The 21,752-nt window shown below is 59.0% G+C and carries 20 protein-coding genes; 10 read left to right on the top strand and 10 right to left on the bottom strand.

The window, feature by feature from the left end; genetic code table 11:
- Positions 1 to 4: 4 nt before the first annotated feature.
- Together ABWQ00_RS01640 and xdhC are read right to left on the bottom strand one after the other, a co-directional pair.
- Positions 5 to 1,216, bottom strand: a complete 1,212-nt coding sequence (locus ABWQ00_RS01640) for a urate hydroxylase PuuD (RefSeq protein WP_353236917.1) — start codon at positions 1,214 to 1,216, stop codon at positions 5 to 7.
- Between the two features lie 176 nt (positions 1,217 to 1,392).
- Positions 1,393 to 2,208: a xanthine dehydrogenase accessory protein XdhC gene (gene xdhC, locus ABWQ00_RS01635; RefSeq protein ID WP_353236916.1), complete on the bottom strand. Its 816-nt coding sequence runs from the start codon at positions 2,206 to 2,208 to the stop codon at positions 1,393 to 1,395.
- Positions 2,209 to 2,286: 78 nt separating this feature from the next.
- Between xdhC and ABWQ00_RS01630 the strand changes: the two genes are divergently transcribed.
- Positions 2,287 to 2,880 carry a hypothetical protein gene (locus tag ABWQ00_RS01630; protein WP_353236915.1) on the top strand — a complete coding sequence of 198 codons (594 nt, stop codon included), beginning with the start codon at positions 2,287 to 2,289 and terminating at the stop codon, positions 2,878 to 2,880.
- Positions 2,881 to 2,925: 45 nt separating this feature from the next.
- Here ABWQ00_RS01630 and ABWQ00_RS01625 read toward each other — a convergent pair whose 3' ends face one another.
- The 8 genes from ABWQ00_RS01625 to uraH form a co-directional block, all read right to left on the bottom strand.
- Positions 2,926 to 3,837, bottom strand: a complete 912-nt coding sequence (locus tag ABWQ00_RS01625; RefSeq protein WP_353236914.1) for a bile acid:sodium symporter family protein — start codon at positions 3,835 to 3,837, stop codon at positions 2,926 to 2,928.
- Between the two features lie 20 nt (positions 3,838 to 3,857).
- The gene (locus ABWQ00_RS01620; protein WP_353236913.1) at positions 3,858 to 5,621 is read right to left on the bottom strand and encodes an AMP-binding protein; all 1,764 of its coding nucleotides are present in this window, start codon (positions 5,619 to 5,621) and stop codon (positions 3,858 to 3,860) included.
- A gap of 193 nt (positions 5,622 to 5,814) precedes the next feature.
- Positions 5,815 to 7,023, bottom strand: a complete 1,209-nt coding sequence (locus ABWQ00_RS01615) for an MFS transporter (protein WP_353236912.1) — start codon at positions 7,021 to 7,023, stop codon at positions 5,815 to 5,817.
- Positions 7,024 to 7,047: 24 nt separating this feature from the next.
- On the bottom strand, positions 7,048 to 7,236 hold the full coding sequence (locus tag ABWQ00_RS01610) for a hypothetical protein (RefSeq protein ID WP_353236911.1): 189 nt from the start codon (positions 7,234 to 7,236) through the stop codon (positions 7,048 to 7,050).
- 25 nt (positions 7,237 to 7,261) lie between these two features.
- Positions 7,262 to 9,622: a xanthine dehydrogenase molybdopterin binding subunit gene (gene xdhB, locus ABWQ00_RS01605; RefSeq protein ID WP_353236910.1), complete on the bottom strand. Its 2,361-nt coding sequence runs from the start codon at positions 9,620 to 9,622 to the stop codon at positions 7,262 to 7,264.
- Positions 9,623 to 11,095, bottom strand: coding sequence for a xanthine dehydrogenase small subunit (gene xdhA, locus ABWQ00_RS01600; protein WP_353236909.1), 1,473 nt, complete (start codon positions 11,093 to 11,095; stop codon positions 9,623 to 9,625). It lies immediately after the preceding gene.
- Positions 11,096 to 11,190: 95 nt separating this feature from the next.
- Positions 11,191 to 11,766, bottom strand: a complete 576-nt coding sequence (locus ABWQ00_RS01595; protein WP_353236908.1) for a thermonuclease family protein — start codon at positions 11,764 to 11,766, stop codon at positions 11,191 to 11,193.
- 146 nt (positions 11,767 to 11,912) lie between these two features.
- Positions 11,913 to 12,266: a hydroxyisourate hydrolase gene (uraH, locus tag ABWQ00_RS01590; protein WP_353236907.1), complete on the bottom strand. Its 354-nt coding sequence runs from the start codon at positions 12,264 to 12,266 to the stop codon at positions 11,913 to 11,915.
- A 170-nt stretch (positions 12,267 to 12,436) separates the two neighbouring features.
- Between uraH and ABWQ00_RS01585 the strand changes: the two genes are divergently transcribed.
- From ABWQ00_RS01585 to ABWQ00_RS01545, 9 genes are all read left to right on the top strand, one after another.
- Positions 12,437 to 13,102 (top strand): GntR family transcriptional regulator, encoded by a 666-nt coding sequence (locus ABWQ00_RS01585; RefSeq protein ID WP_353236906.1) that lies wholly within the window; start codon positions 12,437 to 12,439, stop codon positions 13,100 to 13,102.
- 30 nt (positions 13,103 to 13,132) lie between these two features.
- Entirely contained in the window at positions 13,133 to 14,083 is a 951-nt protein-coding gene (puuE, locus tag ABWQ00_RS01580) for an allantoinase PuuE (RefSeq protein WP_353236905.1), read from the top strand.
- Between the two features lie 2 nt (positions 14,084 to 14,085).
- Positions 14,086 to 15,861 (top strand): 2-oxo-4-hydroxy-4-carboxy-5-ureidoimidazoline decarboxylase, encoded by a 1,776-nt coding sequence (gene uraD / locus ABWQ00_RS01575; RefSeq protein ID WP_353236904.1) that lies wholly within the window; start codon positions 14,086 to 14,088, stop codon positions 15,859 to 15,861.
- Positions 15,858 to 17,123 (top strand): M20 family metallopeptidase, encoded by a 1,266-nt coding sequence (locus ABWQ00_RS01570; protein ID WP_353236903.1) that lies wholly within the window; start codon positions 15,858 to 15,860, stop codon positions 17,121 to 17,123. Before uraD ends, ABWQ00_RS01570 begins: the two co-directional genes overlap by 4 nt.
- A 156-nt stretch (positions 17,124 to 17,279) precedes the next feature.
- Positions 17,280 to 18,749, top strand: a complete 1,470-nt coding sequence (locus ABWQ00_RS01565; protein ID WP_353236902.1) for a class I SAM-dependent DNA methyltransferase — start codon at positions 17,280 to 17,282, stop codon at positions 18,747 to 18,749.
- Positions 18,742 to 19,170, top strand: a complete 429-nt coding sequence (locus tag ABWQ00_RS01560; protein ID WP_353236901.1) for a nucleotidyltransferase substrate binding protein — start codon at positions 18,742 to 18,744, stop codon at positions 19,168 to 19,170. The genes ABWQ00_RS01565 and ABWQ00_RS01560 overlap by 8 nt, the downstream gene beginning before the upstream one ends.
- Positions 19,167 to 19,511 (top strand): nucleotidyltransferase domain-containing protein, encoded by a 345-nt coding sequence (locus ABWQ00_RS01555; protein WP_353236900.1) that lies wholly within the window; start codon positions 19,167 to 19,169, stop codon positions 19,509 to 19,511. Before ABWQ00_RS01560 ends, ABWQ00_RS01555 begins: the two co-directional genes overlap by 4 nt.
- Positions 19,508 to 20,701, top strand: coding sequence for a restriction endonuclease subunit S (locus ABWQ00_RS01550; protein ID WP_353236899.1), 1,194 nt, complete (start codon positions 19,508 to 19,510; stop codon positions 20,699 to 20,701). Before ABWQ00_RS01555 ends, ABWQ00_RS01550 begins: the two co-directional genes overlap by 4 nt.
- Before the next feature lie 376 nt (positions 20,702 to 21,077).
- Positions 21,078 to 21,677, top strand: coding sequence for a nucleotidyltransferase domain-containing protein (locus tag ABWQ00_RS01545; protein WP_353236898.1), 600 nt, complete (start codon positions 21,078 to 21,080; stop codon positions 21,675 to 21,677).
- Positions 21,678 to 21,752: the final 75 nt, after the last annotated feature.

Here is a 21,752-nt window from a genome sequence, read left to right as displayed (position 1 = left end):
TGTCTCAATCGGTCTTGGCCCCTGCCACAAACCAGCGCCCGATCATGGCGCGCTCTTCTTCGGTCATGCCCGTGGCGTTGCCCATGGGCATTTGCTTGGTCACCGCCACTTGCTGGTAGACGTTTTGCGCGTGCTGCTTGAGCTGTTCAGGGCTGTCCAGACGCACGTTTTTCATCTGCACCTGCGCGTTGTGGCAACTCAGGCAATGCTTGTCAACCAGCATCTGCACCTGGGCAAAGCTCACCGGTGCCGCAGGGGCAGCCGAGGCCACGGGGGTAGCCGGCTTCAAGGCCACGATCACGCCCAAAATCATCACCACGCCCACCGCCGCAAAAGGCCAAGGGTTGGATGCACGGCCCAGGTGGAAGGCGTGGCGCTGCACAAAGAACTGGCGAATCAAGGCACCGGCCAGCATCATCACAAACAGCAGCACCCAGCGGTGTTCGTGGGTGTACAAAAAGCTGTAGTGGTTGCTCAGCATCGCGAAGATGACGGGCAAGGTGAAATAGGTGTTGTGCACGCTGCGCTGCTTGCCGCGCTTGCCGTGGATGGCCAAAGCGTTGGCGTCATAGGTTTCGCCGCTGGTCATGGCCGCCACCACTTTGCGTTGGCCAGGGATGATCCAGAAGAACACGTTCGCGCTCATGGCAGTGGCGATCATGGCGCCGACCAGCAAGAAGGCAGCACGGCCTGCAAACAGTTCATTGGCCAGCCACGATGAAAAGGCCACCACCACGATCATCAGTCCCGCCACGATCAGCTCACCGTTTTGGCGAAAGCCAAACACCCGGCAAATGATGTCGTACACGAACCAAAAGGCCACCAACAAACCCACAGCGGCCGAGCCGGCCACCACAGGCGTCCAGTCCATCAAGGACTTGTCGATCAAGAACGTGCCCGCGTTGTAGAGGTACATCACCGTGAAGAGCGCAAAACCGCTCAACCAAGTGGAGTAACTTTCCCAATAAAACCAGTGCAGTTTGGTGTGGATCTTTTTGGGGGCCACCATGTATTTTTGGGGGTTGTAAAAACCACCCCCGTGCACCGCCCACATCGCGCCGCCCACGCCTTTTTCAAGCAGGTCGGGTGAATTGGGTTTTTGCAGGTTGTTGTCCAGAAAGACAAAGTAAAACGAGGAGCCAATCCAGGCGATGGCGGTGATGACATGCACCCATCGCAGCAACAAATTGGCCCATTCCAAGAAATACGGTTCCATCAAGGATTCTCCAACCCCCTCACCACCGCGGGCCCTGTGAGCGGGTATTCGGCCGCGAACATGTTCTAGGGTGAACCTGCGCCGCTGCGACCAGTGCACCGAAGTGTATACAGTTTACGTTTGGGATTCCAGTACCCCCAAGGCTTGGCGGCCTAGGGGAAACCAGCATCCCACAGTCAAAGTGACTGCAAGAGTTGCGCCGCCACGGCCACGGCAATGACTTCGGGCTCCTTGCCCGTGATACCGGGCACGCCTATCGGGCAGGTGATGTGCGCGATTTCGGCGGCACTGAACCCCCGGTCTTCCAGGCGGTGCCTGAATGTGGCCCATTTGGTCTGGCTGCCGATCAGACCCACAAAGGGCAAGTCGCCCTGCTCCCGCTGACGTTTCAAGCACGCGATCACGATGTCCAGGTCTTCGGCATGGCTGAAACTCATGATCAACACACGGCTGCCCGAGGCCAGATCGGCCACCGCAGCCTGCACCGGGTTGGAGTGTTCGCAGTCCACACCGTCGGGCACGTCGGCCGGAAAAATCTCGTCACGGCTGTCAATCCAACGCACGGCAAAGGGCAAAGGCGTCAAGGTCTCAACCAAGGCTTTGCCCACATGCCCACCACCAAAAAGCGCCAATGGGCTGCGCTGAGGCACCCACTGCTCTCGCAGGCGGGGCAAATCGGCCGCGCTGACTGGCTCAAAAGACAAATCCACCGCGCCACCACAGCACTGCCCCAGACTGGGCCCCAAGACTTGGCTCAAATGGTTTTGCACAGGCTGCCCAGACAAAATGAGCCGGGCATGCGCCAAGGCCTGAAACTCAAGATGCCCGCCGCCAATGGTGCCCAGCTCGCCCTGCGCAAACACCACCATCCAGGTGCCTGGCCCCCTGGGAACAGAACCTTTGTTCGCCACCACGGTCACCAACACGGCCGGCTCCCGCGACAAACGCCTCCATGCCTCATTGATCCAATTCACAAAGTTCCCATCCTTCATCAGAGACTCGCCAAGTTTGCCAGCCAATGCCACAATCACGCGAGCAAACGCTGAGTATGCCAAGGAGTCACATCGGTCATGACACACCAGACACGAATAAACCGCACTTTATGTGCCCGCATCGGCACGGCTCTGGGGGCCATTGGCTTGATCGGGTTAAGCGGCTGCAGCACGCCGCCTGCGCCAGTCCAGCAAGCTGTCACCGTTCCAGCTCAACCGGCGGTCTTGCCAGCGGTCTTGCCAGAGCCCCCACCACGCCCTTTCGTAGCCATGCCCGAACGCCTGATTCCGGAAACGCCGGCTTTCAGCCCTCCTCCCCCAACGGTCAAAAAATCTCTGGCACGCACTGCCAAAGAATACCGCCACGATGCCGCCAGCCATTTGTACGCCCAACACCAACAGCGCATCCTTAAAGGGCGCTTACCACCCATGCTGGAAGCCGTGGGCGTGATCAATGTCAACATTGACCAACGGGGCAGTGTCAAAGCCATCCAGTGGCAACGTGCCCCCAAGCATGCGCCACAGGTGATGCGAGAGATTGAACAAATGGTCAGAGCCGCAGCTCCCTACCCGGTGCCCTTGCACATGAGCCAGGTCACCTACACCGACGTGTGGTTATGGCACAAGAGCGGCAAGTTTCAGCTCGACACCCTGACCGAGGGACAGGACTGAAGACTGCGGCTCGGGCCCGAAGTTCGCGGGCCCAAGGGCTGAGACTTAGGAAGAAGCCAGTTGGCCTGCCTTGGCTTTGTCACGGGCCAGGGCCTCGCGGTCACTGCGGCGGCGAAAGACCATCGTCACCAAACTGCTGCTGATCACGATGAACAACGAGTACAGCACCGGGATCAGCAAGATGTCTTGCTGCATGGTGCCCGCAAAGCTCAGGGTCACGATCAACACTGCCAAGGGTCCATTCTGGATGCCCGTCTCCAGCGCGATCGTGCGGCTGCGGTTGGCATCTTGGCGCAGCAGCCTGGACAAGGCATAACCCAAAGCCATGCCAATCAAACCCAATCCGATGGCTGCAAAGTACACCACGAAAGGCGTCGTGGCCAGCAACTGGTGGTTGCGCGGAATCCAAGTCACAACCAAGAACAATATCACCATGATGCCCAAGAAGCCGCCCAACAACTCGATGGTGGCACCGATGTTGGGGCTCATCTTGCGCAAGCCCATGCCGATCAAGGTGGGTACCAAAAGCACCACCAACACCTGCGCCACATTGCTGGCCGGGATCTTGAAGTCACCGCTGATGCCAGCAGCCTGAGAGTAAAACTCCAGCAATGCAGGCACCATGACCAGCGCCACCAATGTCGACACGCTGGTCATCATGATGGACAGGGCCAAAACGCCCTTGCTGAAATAAGTGAAGATGTTCGAGGTGGTGCCACCCGGCATGCAAGCCATCAAGATCAGGCCGACCGCCAGCGCAGGTGGCAAGTCCAAAAGCACCGCCATGGAAAAACCCAGCAGCGGCATGATGCCGTACTGGCAAAAAACCCCCACCAACACGCCTTTGGGTTTGCGAAAAGCGATCAAAAAGTCGCGCCAGGTGAGCGATGCGCCCATACCGAGCATGATGATCATCATCATCACGCCCAGCAGTTTGGTTTCAAATTCGGTGACCATATCAAACTCCGCTGTGGCGCTCAGGCGCGGTTGAATTCATTTTTGACTTCGGCTTTCAGGTCCTTGCGCAGCACCTTGCCAATCGGGGACTTGGGCAGCTCGTCGCGCAACACGACTGAGCTTGGACGCTTGTACGCGGCTAGGTGTTGCTTGCAGTGCGCGAGCACGTCTTCGATGCTCAGTTGCCCAGCATGGTCGGGGTTCGGCACGACATAGGCGCGAACGGCCTCACCCGTGCGATCGTCGGGCGTACCGACCACCGCCACCTCAAGCACGGCGTCCATCTGCGCGATCACATCCTCCACTTCGTTGGGATAAACGTTGAAGCCCGAGACCAACACCATGTCTTTCTTGCGATCCACGATGCGGAAAAAGCCCTCGTCATCCATCGACCCGATGTCGCCCGTAGCGAACCAGCCGTTCTGCATGACGTGGGCGGTTTCGGCCTCGTTTTGCCAATAGCCTTGCATCACCTGCGGACCACGCACCCAGATCTCGCCAGGCTCGCCCACGGGCACGTCTTGACCGGTCTCAGACACCAAACGCACATCGGTGCCCGGTGCTGGAATACCGATGCTGCCCAAGCGGGGCTCACCACTCAATGGGTTGAAACTCACCACGGGCGAGGTTTCGGTCAGGCCATAACCTTCTGCAATGGGTGTGCCCGTCACCTCGCGCCAGCGTTGCGCCACCGCGCTGTGCAAGGCAGTACCCCCCGCGATTGAAGCCTTGAGGTGCTTAGGGGGATAAGCCAAAAACCACTCTTCATTGAGCAAGCCATTGAACAAGGTGTTCACGCCAGTCATCCAGGTCAAAGGGTAGTTTTCAACGGCACGTTGGAGGTTTTGCACTGGGCGCGGGCTGGGCACCAAAATGTTGTGTGCACCAATGGACAAGAAGCCCAACAAATTGGCCGTGAACGCGAAGATGTGGTACATGGGAAGCGCCGTCAGCACGCACTCTTTGCCAAGGCTCATGTGGGTCGCACCCATGGCCAGCATCTGCTGCACGTTGCTCAGCAAATTGCCGTGGCTGATCATGGCGCCCTTGCTCACACCCGTGGTGCCACCGGTGTATTGCAGCAGGGCCAGATCGTGCGGCTGCAAGTCTTGCCAATAGTTTTGGGCAGGCTGCTGTGTCAGTGTGACGCTGCCCAAAGCCAAGGCAGCCTGCAAACGCACATGCGGCACGGTCACGGGGGGCAATACCTTGCTCCAGACCTTTTGTACACCCCGGATGATGCCGCGCGGAATCACAGGGAAAAATTCGGGCACGCCCGCCAGCACGATGTGCTGCACACCCGTTTGCGCCAGCACCTCTGGGAGCTTGTCGGCAAACATGTCAACGACCACCAAAGCCTTGGCTTGGCAGTTGTTGAACTGGTGCACCATCTCATTGACGGTGTACAAGGGGTTGGTGTTGACCAGCACGCAACCGGCTTTGAGCACACCAAAAGCCACCACCGGAAAGGACAGGCTGTTGGGCAACTGCACCGCCACACGGTCGCCCCGGGCTAAACCCAGTGTGCCGCGAAGGTAGCTTGCAAACGCGTCCGACAAAGCATCGACTTGCGCAAAACTCAAACTCCCATTCATGCCGTTGGGCACCACGCAGGTGAAAGCCGCATTGGCCTCACTGTCGCGCGCCCAGCGGGTGCAGTGGTCGTGAATGAAGTGCGCCAAATTGTGGTGGGTGCTGGCGGGCAAATCAGGGGGAATGCCGACCTGGGGATAAACCGCTGACCACGGACGATGCGCGCTAGCGCTGTCGGGGTTGATGTTCATAGAACTCCTTGAATGGACCAGATGAGCTCATGCATGCACTCTGAAAAGGCAGCACATCGGGTCTTGTTGTGATTGTCTTTTTGGCGTTGTCAACGCTGCTTACAACGAGCCGCCATTATTCACGCAATCGGCGGTCAAACAGGGCGTAAGCACCCAACAATGACGGGTGTTTTCCCTGAGCAAAAACCTTGGCTTAAGAAGGTTTGATTTGTTCATGGGCTGCATTGGGCAGCCAGCTCAAAATCAGGCAGGTGGTCAAAGAAAAACCAGCCAACAAAAGCAGTGATTGACCAAAGCCCATGGCTTTGACCACCGGCCCCAAAGCCCAGACAGACAAGGAGCTCACGCCAAACGAAACACCCAGGCGCATGCCCGATACGCGCGAGCGCAAGCGATCGTCCACATACCGGGCAATCATGTAGTCGGTGAAAGGGATGGCGCCAAAGATGAACACCATCACGCCCGTCAATGCCACAAACAACCACCAACCTTGCGCTTGCGACGCGAAAACCAACATGGGGATCTGCGCCAACACCATGAACAGGAAAAAGGGTTTCAAGGCAAATCGGTTGATCAAGTGACCCACGATCAACTGAGCCAACGAGGCAACGGCGTAAACCACGGCCAACAGCAAGCCCAAAGCAGCAGGATCGTCCATCACCCCCACAAAGCGTTCCGTCAGCAGCAAGCCATTGCCATTGGTGGTGAAGTTGAACAGCACGCTGCTGGTCACTGCGGCTGCTGTCATCACCACCAGCGCACGCGCCAGCATGGGCGCAGGCAGGCTGACCTTGGCGCCGCCCTTGCGTTTGGCAGGCGAAGACACCTCAGGCGGGCAGGTACGTGCAAACAAGAGGCCGCACAAGAGTGCTCCCACGCCGGGCACCACAAAAGCTGCACGCCAACCGAACCACTGGATCAAAAAGCCCGTGAGCAAAGCCGCCACGGCCACGCCCAAATTACCCGCCAAGCCGTTGAAGCCGATCGTCGCGCCAGGATTGGACGAGCGCTCCAGCAGCATGGGTATGCCCACCGGGTGATAAATGGCGGCAAACACGCCGATCAGCGTCAGGCAAGCCGCCAACTGCCAGGGCGTTTGCACGAAGGCCGTCAAGATAGCGGCTGCGCCAATGCCAAAAAAGAAGATCAGCATCATGCTGCGGCGGCCCCACAAATCGCCCAAGCGACCGGCGGGCAAAGAGCCCAGACCGAACATGAAAAACGCCCCTGCACCATAGGGCATGAGGTCTTGCCATTGAGCCAGTCCCATGTCGGCCGCGATGGTGCTGACCGCCGCTGCAAAAATCAGCAAAAACAAATGGTCCAGCGCGTGAGCGATGTTCAGCAAGCCCCGCACCACGCGAGGGTGGTCAGCCACAACTTCGGTCACGGAAGTGTTCACGCTTTGAACGCCTTGGCCAGAGCCTCAGAGTTTGGTTTGTGTTGGTAAAACAGCTGCCGCCGGTTCATCCAAGGGGGTGGATGATTGGGCCTGCACCAAGGGCTCGGGGGCAAAACACATCTTCTCGCCATCCCAACGCTGGCCGCACCAGCACACGCCTTCGGAATTGATGATGCAAGTGCCGGTGCCGCAGCACCGTGGATCGTCTGACATGGATCTGCTCCTAAAAATCAAACCCTCACAGGCCTGCGCTTGCCTTGGCTTTTTCGCACGCCATCAGGATGCGCTCGGGCGTGGCTGGGGCGTCCATGTAGACCACCGCCTTGTGGTCGGCGCTGGCCGCCACCGCATCGCGCAAGGCAAAAAAGGCCGACAAGCCCAACATCAAAGGTGGCTCGCCCGTGGCTTTGCTGTTGAAAGGCGTGGGCTTCAAGTTGGCGTTGTCGAACAAGCTCACATTGAAGTGCTCTGGGATATCGCCCGCCACCGGAATCTTGTAAGTGCTAGGGCCATGCGTGAGCAGCTTGCCCTTTTTGTCCCAAATGCACTCTTCCATGGTGAGCCAGCCCATGCCTTGCACATACGCACCTTCGATCTGACCTTTGTCCAGCGCAGGGTTGATGCTGCGACCCACGTCGTGCACGATGTCCACCGCCTTGAGCCACCACTCGCCGGTGCGGGTGTCAATTTCCACTTCGCTCACGGCAGCGCCGTAGCAGTAGTAATAGAAAGCACGGCCATTCAGGGTCGCGAAGTCGTATTTGATTTCAGGTGTCATGTAGAAACCCGTCACCGACAAGCCCACACGTTCCATGTACGCTTGCTTGGTCACATCGGCCCACTTGACGGACTTGCCACCGCCGTGCAGCTCGTTGTTAGAGAAGCTCACCTCTTCGGCGGCGCAGCCCAGCATGCGGGCCGCCACAGGCTTCAAGCGCTCACGCATTTGCGCGGTGGCGTTCATGATGGCCGCGCCGTTGATGTCGGCACCGCTCGATGCGGAGGTTGCCGAAGCGTTGGGCACTTTTTGCGAGTCGGTGGCGGTGATGCGCACATGGCCGACGCTGATGCCCAGACCATCGGCGCACACCTGCGCCATCTTGGTGTTGAGGCCCTGGCCCATTTCGGTGCCACCGTGGTTGCAACTGACCGAGCCGTCCATGTAAACCACCAGTAGCGCGCCGCCTTGGTTCAGGTGGGTGGCGGTGAAGCTGATGCCAAACTTCAAGGGCACCAAGGCCATGCCGCGTTTGCGGGTTTTGTTCTTGGCGTTGAAGGCTTGCACTGCGGCGCGGCGTTCGGCGTATTTCGACTCCTGCTCCACCTGGTCGATCACCTGGTCACACACCCAATCTTCAATCAACTGGTTGTACTGGGTGGTCATGGTGTCGGGCGTGCCGCTGATGGCGGGGTCTTTGTAGAGGTTGAGCTTGCGCACTTGCAGTGGGTCTTTGCCCAAAGTCATGGCGATTTCGTCCATCACCGTCTCGATGCCGAACATGCCTTGGGGACCGCCAAAGCCCCGGAAAGCGGTAGCACTTTGGGTGTTGGTTTTGCAGCGGTGGCTGACCAGCTTGAGCGCTGGCAGGTGGTAGGTGTTGTCGATGTGCAAGCAAGCGCGGTCGTTCACCGGGCCCGAATAGTCGGTGCTGTAGCCGCAGCGCGACATGAGCGTGATGTTGGCGCCCAGTACGCGGCCGTTGTCGTCAAAGCCCACTTCGTAGTCGATGCGGAAATCGTGGCGCTTGCCGGTGATGGTCATGTCGTCGTCGCGGTTCACGCGCAGCTTGACGGGTTTTTGCAGCTTGTGAGCAGCCAGCGCGGCGCTCTGGCTGAAGATGCTGGCGTTGCCTTCTTTGCCACCGAAGCCGCCCCCCATGCGGCGGCAGATCACCTCCACATCGTTGGTGTGCAAGTTCAGGGCATGCGCGGCTTCGCGCTGGTTGCCGTCGGGGTGCTGGGTCGACACGTACAGCGTGAGCTGTCCGTCTTCCTTGGGCACCGCGTAGGTGATCTGGCCTTCCAGGTAAAACTGTTCTTGCTGACCGGTGTTGGTGCTGCCTTTGATTTTGTGGGGCGCGTTGGCAATGGCCGCTGCGGCGTCACCGCGCGTGATGCCCTTGGGCGGCATGATGAAGCTGTTTGCCGCCATCGCGTCTTCGATCGTCAAGATGGGCGTGAGTTCTTTCACCAGCACCTTGGCTTTTTTGGCGGCTTCGCGGGCGTAGAGCATCTCGCGCGCCACGACCACGGCCACGGCCTGGCCGACAAACTCGACCTTGCCAGCGGCGAGGAAGGGGTCATCGTGGATGATGGGGCCGCAGTTGTTTTCGCCGGGGATATCTTTGGCGGTGTAGACGGCAACGACGCCGTGTTCTTTGAGTATGGCGGCGCGGTCGATGCCGTCGCCAATCAACTCGCCATGCGCCACGGGCGACAAGATGAGTGCGGCATACAAAGTGCCCGCGTGCTCAGGGATGTCGTCGATGTAAGTGGCCGAGCCGGTGACGTGCAAGTGCGCTGACTCATGCACCAGCTCTTTGCCCTGCTGAACGTCAGAAGCAGGCAACAGGTTTTTGATGGGGGTAGGAGCGTTCATTCAAGCCACCTCTTTCTGTTCTTCAATGAATTCAAGCACCAGGTTGCGGGCGACCAAGGCGCGGTAGGCCCATGTGGCACGCAGACCGTCGCGGGCAGTGAAGCTGGCGGCAATCGCGGAGTCCAGATCGGAGGCTTTCACGTCCGAAGGCGACTTGCCCTCGAGCACGGCTTCAAGCTTGGGGGCTCGGCAAGGCGATGGGGCCAGGCCGTTGTAGGCCAGCTTCACGCCGCTCAGCTTGCCGCCTTTGAGCGTGTAGCTGATGGCCGCGCAGGTGGCCGAAATGTCTTGTTCAAAACGCTTGCTCACCTTGTGGGCGCGGAACACCTGGCCGGCCACGGGCTTGGGCAGTTCGATGGCTTCGATGAACTCACCGGGCTCCATCACGTTTTTCTTCATGCCGGTGTAGAAGTTATCCAGCAGCACCTTGCGGGTCTTGTCGCCCCGGCGCAGCACCAAGCTGGCGCCCAGCGCCATCAGGCAAGGCATGGTGTCGCCAATCGGCGAGCCGTTGGCGATGTTGCCCGCCAGCGTGGCAGTCGACCGGATGGGGGGCGAACCAAAGCGGCGCAGCACTTCGGTGAAGTCGGGGTAAGCCTGGGCCACCAGCGCTTCGACCTGCGTGAGCGACACGGCCGCACCAATGCGCCAGGCGCTGGCGGTCTCACTCACTTGACGCAGTTCTTTGACGTTGCCCAGGTACATGATGTGGTCGGGTCGGCTGAACTGCTTGTTCACCTGCAAGCCGATTTCGGTGCTGCCTGCCAAGAGCGTGGTGGTGGGGTTCTTGACCAGGTAGTCGGCCACTTCAGCCAAGGTGGCGGGCGAGACGAATTCGTTGCCTTTGCGGGTGCGCACCACGGGCTGCACGATGATGTCACCGTCCAGGCTGAGCGTGGGCACGCTGGCGCGTTTGATTTCTTTGAGCAGCGGCACATCGGCGCTGTCGTCGAGCTTGAGCGCCTCGGGCGTGGCACAAGCCTTGGTGGCCGATTCGATGATCGGCTTGTAGCCAGTGCAACGGCACAGGTTGCCGCTGAGCGAATCGGTGATCTGCTGGCGGTTGGGCATGGGCAGCACTTGCACCAGGTTCACCAAGCTCATCACGATGCCGGGGGTGCAAAAGCCGCACTGCGAACCGTGGCACTTGATTATTTCTTCCTGCACCGGGTGCAGCGTGCCATCGGCTTTTTTCAGGCTCTCGACGGTTTTGACCGATTTGCCGTCAAGTGAAGGCAGCAACTGTATGCAGGCGTTGGTCGCCACATAGTCCACGCCCGTGCCTGCGGCGTTGAGCTCGCCCACCATCACCACACAAGCGCCGCAATCGCCTTCAGCACAGCCTTCCTTGGTGCCGGTACGGTGCATTTGCTCGCGCAAATAGTCCAGAACGGTGGTGGTGCGGCGCTCGCCTTGGGCTTCGACGATGCGGCCGTCGAGCACAAAGCGCACGGTGTTGGTGACTTGGGTCATGGGAGGAGGGGGTAGGTAATCGGGAAAGCCTGATTTTAGAGAGGGAAAACCCGATGTGGGCTGCTTTTTCGACGAGAACGGGCAAATCAGCCCAATTACAACGAAGCTGCATCCCCATTGGGGCAGCTGTTGGGTACTTTGGCATCCACACCGTTGCGATATTTCCAAGGGGCCATGGCATCCCCGGCCCACAAACCCCTATTGGCTGCTCGGGCCTGTGCGTGAGCTGCGGCATAGTCTTGGCGCTGCCTGAGATCGATCTCACATTGAAACGCCTCGTAGTACCAAGCCGCGCCCTCTTGGACCATCTTCAGGTTCACATTGGCGCAGTCGGTCTTGAAAACTGTGCCCACCACCCTCTCGTAGCGGTCTTTTTGTGCGTAAGCAACGGTGACGGTCTGGCCCCAGACCATGGACGCCAAAGCCGCCCGAGATGGCTGGCCATAGGCCTGTTCCAGCTCGGGGGCATCGATGCTGGCAAGCCGAACGGATTCACCATCCACCGTGATCGTGTCGCCGTCATGCACCGAGGTCACCCTTCCCGTGAGGCGCTCCGTGCCCACATTCACGCCGCAATGCGTTGCAGCCGTTGGAGGCGCAAAACTGGCGCCATCACCCCCGCCACAGGCCGACAGAGCAACCACAAAAATGAGCAATAAAAGCCGCAACATGGCAAAAGCTTAGCCAAGTAGCCTAGCTGTGCCAAGCAAATCCTCAGGGGCCACCTAGAAACCCCAAACAATCGGGATCTGACCCCAATTGATTCAATCGGGATCTGACCCCAATTGATTTAATTGGGGTCAGATCCCGATTAATTTCAAGAGCCTCGATAGGTCGAATAGCTCCAAGGGCTGGCCAGCAGGGGCACGTGGTAATGCTGGTCTTCGTGGGCCACCCCGAAATCCAAGGACACGCGGTTCAGAAAATGGGGCTCGGGCAGCTCGACGCCTTTGGCCTTGAAGTAGTCGCTCACATTGAACACCAGACGGTAGGTGCCTTTGCGCAAGCTGGCGTGGTCGTAGAGCAAGCCGTCGGGGTTGCGACCATCATGGTTGAGTGTGAAGCTTTTGACCAAAGTGGCCTGCTCGCCTTGGGTGGTGTACAGGCTCACCTGCATGCCCGCAGCGGGGCAGCCGTGCATCGTGTCCAGAACGTGTGTGCTCAGTCCCATGGTTTTGCTCGCTTGTCTTGAATAAAGGTCAAAAAGGTGGTTTTGGCAAGACTTTGAATAGCCCCACAAACCGGTCGACCGAAGTGTATACAATTTTGCATTTGATGGCTATGATTTGAGTCAACCACACAAAAACACTTGGGCAACACCACCCCAAGGGACTGCGAGACATGGAAATTTCAACCACGCACCACATTGTCGAATCGCTGACCCGTGCCATCGTGGAGCATCGGCTTTTACCCGGCTCCAAACTGGCCGAGCAAAAACTGGCCGACCACTTTGGCGTCTCGCGCACGCTGGTGCGCCAAGCGCTGTTTCAGTTGTCCCAAAACCGCCTGATCCGTTTAGAGCCCGCACGCGGCGCGTTTGTGGCCGCCCCCTCGGTAGAAGAAGCCCAGCAGGTCTTTGCCGTGCGCCGCATGCTGGAAGCCGAAATGACCCGCGCTTTTGTGCAGCAGGTCACGCCCGAACAAATCGCCTCCCTCAAAGACCACATCAAGCAAGAGCGCGAAGCGGTGACGCAAGGCGACATCACGGGCCGCACCGAGTTGTTGGGCGACTTTCATGTGCGCATGGCCGAGCTGATGCATAACGATGTGCTGGCCCAGGTGCTGGGCGACTTGATCTCGCGCTGCGCCCTGATCACGCTGATGTACCAGTCGCGCAACGAAGCCGAGCACTCGACCGACGAACACGTGGCCATCGTGGCGGCGCTCGAGGTGCAGGACTCTGACTTGGCCGTGCGCCTGATGCAAGAGCACCTGTTGCACGTCGAAGCCAGCCTGACCTTTGACCGCAAAGTCCCCACCCACGACATTTCCCTGGCCTTGGCCTGAACCCATCGAGCACCACCCTTGAATAAGACCATGAGCATTTACGACAGCACCCTGACCTACCCCCGCGACCTGATTGGCTACGGCCGCCATGTGCCGCACGCCCAATGGCCGGGCGGCGCCCGCGTGGCGGTGCAGTTTGTCTTGAATTACGAAGAAGGCGGTGAAAACTCGGTGCTGCACGGCGATGCAGGCTCTGAGCAATTTTTGTCCGAGATGTTCAACCCCGCGTCCTTCCCCGAGCGGCACATCAGCATGGAAGGCATTTACGAATACGGCTCGCGTGCAGGCGTGTGGCGCATCCTGCGCGAGTTTGAAAAGCGCGGCCTGCCGCTCACCGTGTTTGGCGTGGCCACCGCGCTGCAAAAGCACCCCGAATTGACCGCCGCCTTCCAGGAACTGGGCTACGACATCGCCTGCCATGGCCTCAAGTGGATCCATTACCAAAACATCAACGAGGCCACCGAACGCGCCCACATGGCCGAGGCGATGGCGATCATTCAAAAGCTCACCGGTGAACGCCCCTTGGGCTGGTACACCGGGCGCGACAGCCCCAACACGCGCCGCCTGGTCGCTGACTTTGGCGGCTTTGAATACGACAGTGACTACTACGGCGAGGACCTGCCCTTCTGGATGAAAGTGCGCAGGTCAGACGGCACCGATGCGCCCCAGCTCATCGTGCCCTACACCCTGGACTGCAACGACATGCGCTTTGCGTTGCCCCAAGGCTATTCGCACGCCGACCCCTTCTTTCAGTACATGAAGGACACCTTTGACGCGCTGTACGCAGAGGGTGACCCGAGTGGTGACAACGCCCCCAAGATGATGAGCATCGGCATGCACTGCCGCCTGCTCGGCCGCCCCGGTCGCATCACCGCGCTGCAACGCTTTTTGGACCACATCCAGTCGCACGACAAGGTGTGGGTGGCCAGGCGCATTGACATTGCACGGCACTGGAAAGCCACACACCCCTACAAGGATTGAACATGGCCCTGACATTGGAACAACTCAACAGCGCCAGCCGCGAAAAAGCTGCGCAAATGCTCGACGGCCTGTACGAGCATTCGCCCTGGATTGCCGAGCAGGCGCTGAATGAACGCCCCTTCACATCGCTGGCGCACCTCAAGCACGCCATGTGCGAAGTGCTGGCACACGCCGGACGCGACGCGCAGCTGGGCCTGATCCGCGCCCACCCCGAGCTGGCGGGCAAAACCATGGTCAGCAAGTCGCTCACGGCCGAATCGACCAACGAACAAACCAAGGCGGGCCTGACCGACTGCACGCCCGAAGAGTTCGCCAAAATTCAAAAGCTCAACGCCGACTACAACACCAAGTTCGGCTGGCCCTTCATCCTGGCGGTGCGCGGCCCGCGTGGCGTGGGCATGAACAAAAAACAGATCATCGATGCCTTTGAACGCCGCCTGTTCGGCCACCCCGACATGGAGTTGCAAGAGTGCCTGCGCAACATCCACCGCATCGCCGAAATTCGCCTGAACGACAAATTTGGCGCAGAGCCCACGCTGGGCCACAGGGTCTGGGACTGGCAAGAACAACTGGCCCAACACAGTGACCCCGGCTTTGCCGAGTTGGGCCAACTCACCGTCACCTACCTCACCGACGCGCACCGCGCCTGCGCCCAGCGCATCACACAAAACATGCGCGACTGCGGTTTTGACGAGGTCTATACCGACGCCGTGGGCAACGTGGTGGGTCGCTACCACCCCGCCACAACGGGTGCCAAATACCTGATGACGGGCAGCCACTACGACACCGTGCGCAACGGTGGCAAGTACGACGGCCGCTTGGGCATCTTTGTGCCCATGGCCTGCGTGCAGCAGCTGCACCAGCAAGCCAAGCGCCTGCCCTTCGGCATCGAGGTCGTAGCCTTTGCCGAAGAAGAAGGCCAACGCTACAAGGCCACCTTTTTGGGCTCTGGCGCGCTCATTGGCCAGTTCAACCCCGCTTGGTTGGACCAGCAAGATGCGGACGGCATCACCATGCGCGCCGCCATGCAGCACGCGGGCTTGTGCGTGGACGACATCCCCAAAATCCAGCGCGACCCGGCGCAGTACCTCGGCTTTATCGAAGTGCACATCGAGCAGGGCCCGGTGCTCAACGAAGTCAACATCCCGCTGGGCGTGGTCACGTCCATCAACGGCAGCGTGCGCTACCTGTGCGAGGTCTTCGGCACCGCCAGCCACGCAGGCACCACCCCCATGGACCGCCGCCGCGACGCGGCATGCGCCGTGGCCGAACTGGCGCTGTACATGGAACAACGCGCCGCGAAAGACGGCGACAGTGTGGCCACCATGGGCCAGCTGCAAGTGCCCAACGGCTCGATCAACGTGGTGCCTGGCCGCTGCCTGTTCAGCCTGGACATGCGCGCGCCCACCGATGCACAGCGCGACGCGCTGGTGGCCGATGTGATGTCGCAATTGCAGGCCATTGCCGAGCGCCGTGGCGTGCGCGTGAAAACCGAGCTGACCATGAGCGCCGCAGCTGCGCCCAGCGCCCCCGAGTGGCAAGCGCATTGGGAACGCGCCGTGCGCGCCTTGGGTGTGCCGCTGTTCAAGTTGCCCAGCGGCGCAGGCCACGACGCGATGAAGCTGCATGAAGTCATGCCGCAAGCCATGCTGTTTGTGCGCGGCGAAAACGGGGGCATCAGCCACAACCCGCGCGAATCGACCACCAGCGACGACATGCAACTGTGTGTTGACGCCTTCACCCATGTTTTGAACCAACTCTCTCAGGAACTGTCATGAGCGCCCCCAACGTCAATCACTCACAACAATACGCACAACTCGACGCTTGGATCGACGCGCACTTTGATGAACAGGTCAAATTCATGCAGGCGCTGGTGCAAGTGCCCACCGACACCCCACCCGGCAACAACGCGCCCCACGCCGAGCGCACCGCCGAGCTGCTGGCCCCCATGGGCTTTGATGCAGAAAAGCACCCTGTGCCTGCCTCCGAAGTCAAAGCCTACGGCCTGGAGTCGGTCACCAACCTGATCGTGCGCCGCAAATATGGCGAAGGCAAAACCATTGCCCTGAACGCCCACGGCGATGTGGTGCCCCCAGGCGAAGGCTGGACACACCCGCCCTACGGCGGCGAAATCCACAACGGTGCGATGTATGGCCGCGCCACCGCCGTGAGCAAGTGCGACTTTTCCACCTTCACCTTTGCTACGCGTGCACTGGAATCACTCAAGGCCCCACTCAAAGGCGGTGTGGAACTGCACTTCACTTACGACGAAGAGTTTGGCGGCGAGATGGGCCCCGGCTGGCTGCTGGCCAAAGGCCTGACCAAGCCTGATTTGATGATCGCGGCAGGCTTTTCCTACCAGGTGGTCACCGCGCACAACGGTTGCCTGCAAATGGAAGTCACCGTGCAAGGCGAGATGTCGCACGCGGCCATTCCCGACAGCGGCACCGACGCGCTGCAAGGCGCGGTGCACATCTTGAATGCCCTGCTCGCGCTCAACACGCAATACCTCAAGGTCACATCCCAGGTCGAGGGCATCAGCCACCCCTATCTGAACGTGGGCCTGATCGAAGGCGGCACCAACACCAACGTGGTGCCCGGCAAAGTCAGCTTCAAGCTCGACCGCCGCATGATTCCCGAAGAGAACCCGGCCGAAGTGGAAGCCAGCATCCGTCAAACCATTACCGACGCCGCTACCAGCTTCAAGCCCCCACGCGGTGGCCATGTGCTGAAAGTGGATGTGCGCCGCATGCTGCTGGCCAACGCCATGAAACCCCTGCCCGGCAATAAGCCACTGGTGGACGCGATCCAGAAACACGGCAGTGAGGTCTTTGGTGAGCCCATCCCCGCCATCGGCACGCCGCTGTACACCGATGTGCGCCTGTACGTCGAGCGCGGCATCCCCGGCGTGATCTACGGCGCAGGCCCGCGCACTGTGCTCGAATCCAACGCCAAACGTGCCGACGAGCATGTGCAACTGGAAGACCTGCGACGCGCGACCAAGGTGATTGCCCGCACGCTGTTGGATTTGCTGGGCTGAAGGCAAATCTCTGAGGCGTACCCGTACGCCTCAAAGACACGCTTGACGAACAGGCCAAAGCTCACGCCTGCGGCCCCAACATGACGTCAACGGACAACTGCCATTACGGCTTGCACCAAGTGGCTTGGCAGCGCCTCGCCTCTAAAATGCAAACCTATGTTCGAACAAACCTTTAAAAATATCGATGACATCCTGCACAAAGACGCGGGGTGCACCAGCGAGCTGGACTACACCGAGCAATCCAGTTGGCTGCTGTTTTTAAAGTACCTCGACGCCCTCGAAGCCGATAAAGCCACCGAGGCGGTGCTGGAGGGGCGTGACCACCAATTCATCTTGAGCGAGCCCTACCGCTGGGCAGCATGGGCCGCCCCCAAAGGAGCAGACGGCAAGATCAACCACAACGCCGCCATGACGGGCGACGACCTCAAAGGCTTTGTCAACGCCAAGCTGTTTCCGTATCTGGCGGGCTTCAAGCAACGCGCCAGCGGGCCGCAGACCATCGAATACAAAATCGGTGAAGTCTTTGGCGAGATCACCAACAAAATCCAAAGCGGCTACAACCTGCGCGACGTGATCGACCGCATCGACGAACTGCGCTTTGGCAGCCAGGCGCAAAAGCACGAGCTGTCGCACCTGTACGAAGCCAAGATCAAAAACATGGGCAACGCCGGGCGCAACGGCGGCGAGTACTACACACCGCGCCCACTCATCCGCGCCATGATCGAGGTGATGCAGCCCCAAATTGGCGAACGCATTTACGACGCGGCCTGCGGCTCGGCCGGCTTTTTGTGCGAAGCCTTTGCGTACCTCAGCCCCAAAGCCACCAAGGCCGACGACCTGGACACCCTGCAAAAGCGCACCTTCTACGGCAAAGAGAAAAAGAGCCTTGCGTATGTGATCGGCATCATGAACATGATCCTGCACGGCATCGAGGCGCCCAACATCGTGCACACCAACACGCTGGGCGAAAACATCAACGATATCCAAGAGCGCGACCGCTACGACGTGATTTTGGCCAACCCTCCTTTCAGTGGGAAAGAGCGCAAAGAGGTACAGCAAAACTTCCCCATCAAAACTGGGCAGACTGCATCGCTGTTCATGCAGCACTTCATCAAAAGCCTCAAGCCCGGTGGCCGTGCGGCGGTGGTGATCATGAACACGTTCCTCAGTAACACCGACAACGCCAGCGTGGCCCTGCGCAAACAGCTGCTGACCGACTGCAACCTGTACACCGTGCTGGACTGCCCTGGCGGCACCTTTCAGGGCGCGGGTGTCAAAACCGTGGTGCTGTTTTTCACCAAAGGCGAGCCCACCCGCAAGACTTGGTTCTACCAACTCGACCCCGGCCGCAACATGGGCAAGACCAACCCGCTGAACGACGCGGACCTGGCAGAGTTTGTGCAGCTGCAAAAAACCTTTGCCGACTCGCCCAAAAGCTGGAGCGTGACCGCTGACAGCTTGAACCTGGACACGTTTGACCTGTCGGTGAAAAACCCGAACGGCGGTGAAGATGTGGTGCACCGCAGCCCGGCGGACATTCTGGATGAGATCGCGGCGCTGGACACCGAGGCGGCGCAAGTTCTGGCTAATATTGGCCAACTGCTGGCAGGAGCCCCCCATGACTGAAGACATCCGCTGGAAGCAACGCTTTCACAACTACACCAACGCCCTGCAAACCTTGACCGAAGCGATGGAGCTGGGACAACAACGCCCCCTGACCAAGCTTGAAAAACAAGGCCTGATTCAAGGCTTTGAATTCACTCACGAACTGGGTTGGAACGTGCTCAAGGACTACCTGGAAAGCAAAGGCTTCACAGGCATCATCGGCTCACGCGATACCACCCGCCTGGCTTTCAAAAATGCGCTCGTTGCGGATGGTGACGTGTGGATGGACATGATCAAAGACCGCAATCAGACATCGCACACCTACAACCTGGATGTGGCCGAACGCATTGCACAAGACATCCTTCAACGCTTTTACCCCGCCTTTGTGGCGCTGTCGGCCACCATGGTCGCACTGCGCGACGCACCAGACCCGCAAGCATGAGCGCTGACACCGCATTCGGCCTGAGCCCGAGCACACTGCAAAAAATCCGCGACACCCTGGCACAACACCCCCATGTCGAGCGCGCGGTCATCTACGGCTCGCGAGCCAAAGGCAACTACCGCCCAGGCTCCGACATCGACCTGACCTTGCACACTGCGGCGGGTGCGCAAATTGACCACCGTGAGCTGGGCAACATCCTCGATGAAATCGACGACCTGCTGCTGCCCTACACCGTGGACCTGTCGGTGTTTGAGCAACTCAACAACGACAGCCTGCGCGAACACATCGAGCGCGTGGGCCAGGTGTTTTATGTGCGTGGGGTTACGGGGGGGCGGGTGTGAAGGCGGGGTGGAAAACCAGGTCTCTGGGAGAGCTATTGCTCAAAACAGAAACAGTCAATCCGCTATCAGCGCCCGATGATGACTTCTCATACATCGATGTTTCATCTGTTTCCAACGAAACCTATGAAATTGAAGAGACACAGCGATTAAAAGGGAAAGATGCCCCAAGCAGGGCTCGACGGCTTGTCAAAGCTGGTGATGTGATCTTCGCGACCATTCGCCCAACACTCCAACGAATTGCGCGAGTGCCTGCAAGCCTTGACGGTCAAGTTTGCAGCACGGGCTATTTCGTCATGCGTCCTTGTCCCGAGTTGGATGCACAGTACCTTTTTTATTCGCTGTTCACAGAGCAGTTCATGAGCGGAATGGAGTCGCTTCAAAAAGGTGCGAGCTACCCAGCTGTGACCGATGCCGAAGTAAGGTCACAACAAATCAGTTACCCATCGCTACAAGAACAACGCCGCATCGTCACCCTCCTCGACGAAGCCTTTGCCGACATCGCCATCGCCAAAGCCAACGCCGAAAAGAACCTCCAAAACGCACGCGAATTATTCAACAGCCATCTCGATGCCATCGTTGTCCACGCACAAGAAAATGGCGAAATAGTTGCCTTGAGTGAGTTGGCCACCGACATCACCGATGGCGATCACATGCCTCCGCCGAAGGTTGAACATGGCTTACCGTTCATCACCATCGGGAACATCGATAAGCAGACAAGAAGCATCGATTTCGCAGATACGTTCAAAGTCCCTCGCGAATATTTTGATGGCCTGAAAGCCAACAAAAAGCCGATGCGCGGCGATGTGCTTTACACAGTCACAGGCTCATTTGGCATTCCCGTCTTGGTGGAGGACGATGCAGAGTTTTGCTTTCAACGGCACATTGGTCTGATTCGACCCAAAGCAGATGTTGACAGCACTTGGCTCCATTACCTGTTGCAATCACCGCAGGTGTTCAACCAAGCAGCCGATGGCGCTACCGGAACCGCACAAAAAACAGTGTCCCTCAAGGTTCTGCGTAATCTTCAAGTACCAAGGATTTTCCCCAAAGATCAATTAGCTCATGTCGAAACACTGAGAAGTGTCGAAGCTGAATGCCGCCGCCTCGAATCCATCTACCGCCAAAAACTCACCGCCCTCGACGACCTCAAAAAATCCCTTCTGCACCAAGCCTTCAGCGGGCAGCTTTGACGATGGGTAAAACCATTTTGTTGACATCAACAAAATGGTTGAAGGTAAGCACTCTTGATGTCCAGTCGGTGACAACTTGTCACCGACTGCAGCGATTCAACCGTGCGAGAAAAACGTCCAGTTGAACTGGTGACAAAGTGTCACCAGTTGCAAAGTTTCAGCCCCATAAAGTACGTTATTGACTGAATTCATGCGACATGAACGCCTGAGAAAGCGAAAAGCCCCGATGAACTCACCGAGGCTGTAACGCCGGCCGGGTACTCCCAACCCACTTGGCCGCAAGGATATCAAACAGAACGCGAGATTGACCAAACGTTGTCAATTCGACAACGTTGATGTATATTCGACAACATCGCTGTCAATTCAACATCAAATCATGAACGAATCCCAGCTCATCGAGGTTTTTGGCGGTCAGGCCCGATTCAAAGTGCTGCAAGCACTGTTTGCCGAACCGGGTCGGGGCTTTGGTCCGCGTGAGTTGGCTGCAGCATCAAGCATCGACCCCGGCAACACGGCGCGGTTACTTAAGCGCTGGACAGAGGCGGGCCTGGTGCAGCGCCGCCAGCAAGATGGCCTGCCCCGCTATTACGCCAGTACAGACCCTCAGTTGGCACCGTTGGTGACCCTCATGCAGCAAGACAGTACGCTAGTGCGTGCGCTGCGTGAAACCCTTGAGAAGCTGGTTGGGATCGAAGTGGCCTTGGTGTTTGGCTCGGTGGCCCGGGGTCAAGCCACAGCCAACAGCGATGTCGACGTGCTGATTCTGGGCACGGCTTCTGAACTCAAGGCCAACGCCGCACTCAGGCCTGCAGGTCGCCAGTTGGGCCGAAAAGTGCACGCCACTGCGTGTACGATAGAAGCATTCAGAAAACAGGTAATAGACCGTGAAAGCTTTGCCCAAGAGGTCGCTCAAAGCCCTCGCATTCCGCTGATTGGACATTTTGATGCTGCGATCTTTTCAGCGCCTGGCCAGTGAACCAGATGCCCCAGTCAAACAGCAAGCGACCAACACCAAAGACGCCCTCAAAAAAACCTGCTGCACCAGGCCTTC

Origin of the sequence: Limnohabitans sp. (genome assembly GCF_040400975.1) — a bacterium.
Taxonomy (GTDB): Bacteria; Pseudomonadota; Gammaproteobacteria; order Burkholderiales; family Burkholderiaceae_C; genus Limnohabitans_A.
The sequence above is the reverse complement of the archived record's forward strand: the minus strand, read 5'-3'. Positions and strand labels throughout refer to the sequence as shown.

Excerpts from the sequence above, each read along its gene's own strand:
- ABWQ00_RS01640 (WP_353236917.1), bottom strand. The coding sequence starts at position 1,216 with ATGGAACCGTATTTCTTGGAATGGGCCAATTTGTTGCTGCGATGGGTG.
- ABWQ00_RS01610 (WP_353236911.1), bottom strand. The coding sequence starts at position 7,236 with ATGTCAGACGATCCACGGTGCTGCGGCACCGGCACTTGCATCATCAAT.
- ABWQ00_RS01620 (WP_353236913.1), bottom strand. The coding sequence starts at position 5,621 with ATGAACATCAACCCCGACAGCGCTAGCGCGCATCGTCCGTGGTCAGCG.
- xdhC (WP_353236916.1), bottom strand. The coding sequence starts at position 2,208 with ATGAAGGATGGGAACTTTGTGAATTGGATCAATGAGGCATGGAGGCGT.
- ABWQ00_RS01545 (WP_353236898.1), top strand. The coding sequence starts at position 21,078 with ATGAACGAATCCCAGCTCATCGAGGTTTTTGGCGGTCAGGCCCGATTC.
- ABWQ00_RS01560 (WP_353236901.1), top strand. The coding sequence starts at position 18,742 with ATGACTGAAGACATCCGCTGGAAGCAACGCTTTCACAACTACACCAAC.
- xdhB (WP_353236910.1), bottom strand. The coding sequence starts at position 9,622 with ATGAACGCTCCTACCCCCATCAAAAACCTGTTGCCTGCTTCTGACGTT.
- ABWQ00_RS01630 (WP_353236915.1), top strand. The coding sequence starts at position 2,287 with ATGACACACCAGACACGAATAAACCGCACTTTATGTGCCCGCATCGGC.
- ABWQ00_RS01565 (WP_353236902.1), top strand. The coding sequence starts at position 17,280 with ATGTTCGAACAAACCTTTAAAAATATCGATGACATCCTGCACAAAGAC.
- uraH (WP_353236907.1), bottom strand. The coding sequence starts at position 12,266 with ATGGGACTGAGCACACACGTTCTGGACACGATGCACGGCTGCCCCGCT.
- uraD (WP_353236904.1), top strand. The coding sequence starts at position 14,086 with ATGGCCCTGACATTGGAACAACTCAACAGCGCCAGCCGCGAAAAAGCT.
- puuE (WP_353236905.1), top strand. The coding sequence starts at position 13,133 with ATGAGCATTTACGACAGCACCCTGACCTACCCCCGCGACCTGATTGGC.
- ABWQ00_RS01570 (WP_353236903.1), top strand. The coding sequence starts at position 15,858 with ATGAGCGCCCCCAACGTCAATCACTCACAACAATACGCACAACTCGAC.
- ABWQ00_RS01555 (WP_353236900.1), top strand. The coding sequence starts at position 19,167 with ATGAGCGCTGACACCGCATTCGGCCTGAGCCCGAGCACACTGCAAAAA.
- ABWQ00_RS01625 (WP_353236914.1), bottom strand. The coding sequence starts at position 3,837 with ATGGTCACCGAATTTGAAACCAAACTGCTGGGCGTGATGATGATGATC.
- ABWQ00_RS01585 (WP_353236906.1), top strand. The coding sequence starts at position 12,437 with ATGGAAATTTCAACCACGCACCACATTGTCGAATCGCTGACCCGTGCC.
- ABWQ00_RS01595 (WP_353236908.1), bottom strand. The coding sequence starts at position 11,766 with ATGTTGCGGCTTTTATTGCTCATTTTTGTGGTTGCTCTGTCGGCCTGT.
- xdhA (WP_353236909.1), bottom strand. The coding sequence starts at position 11,095 with ATGACCCAAGTCACCAACACCGTGCGCTTTGTGCTCGACGGCCGCATC.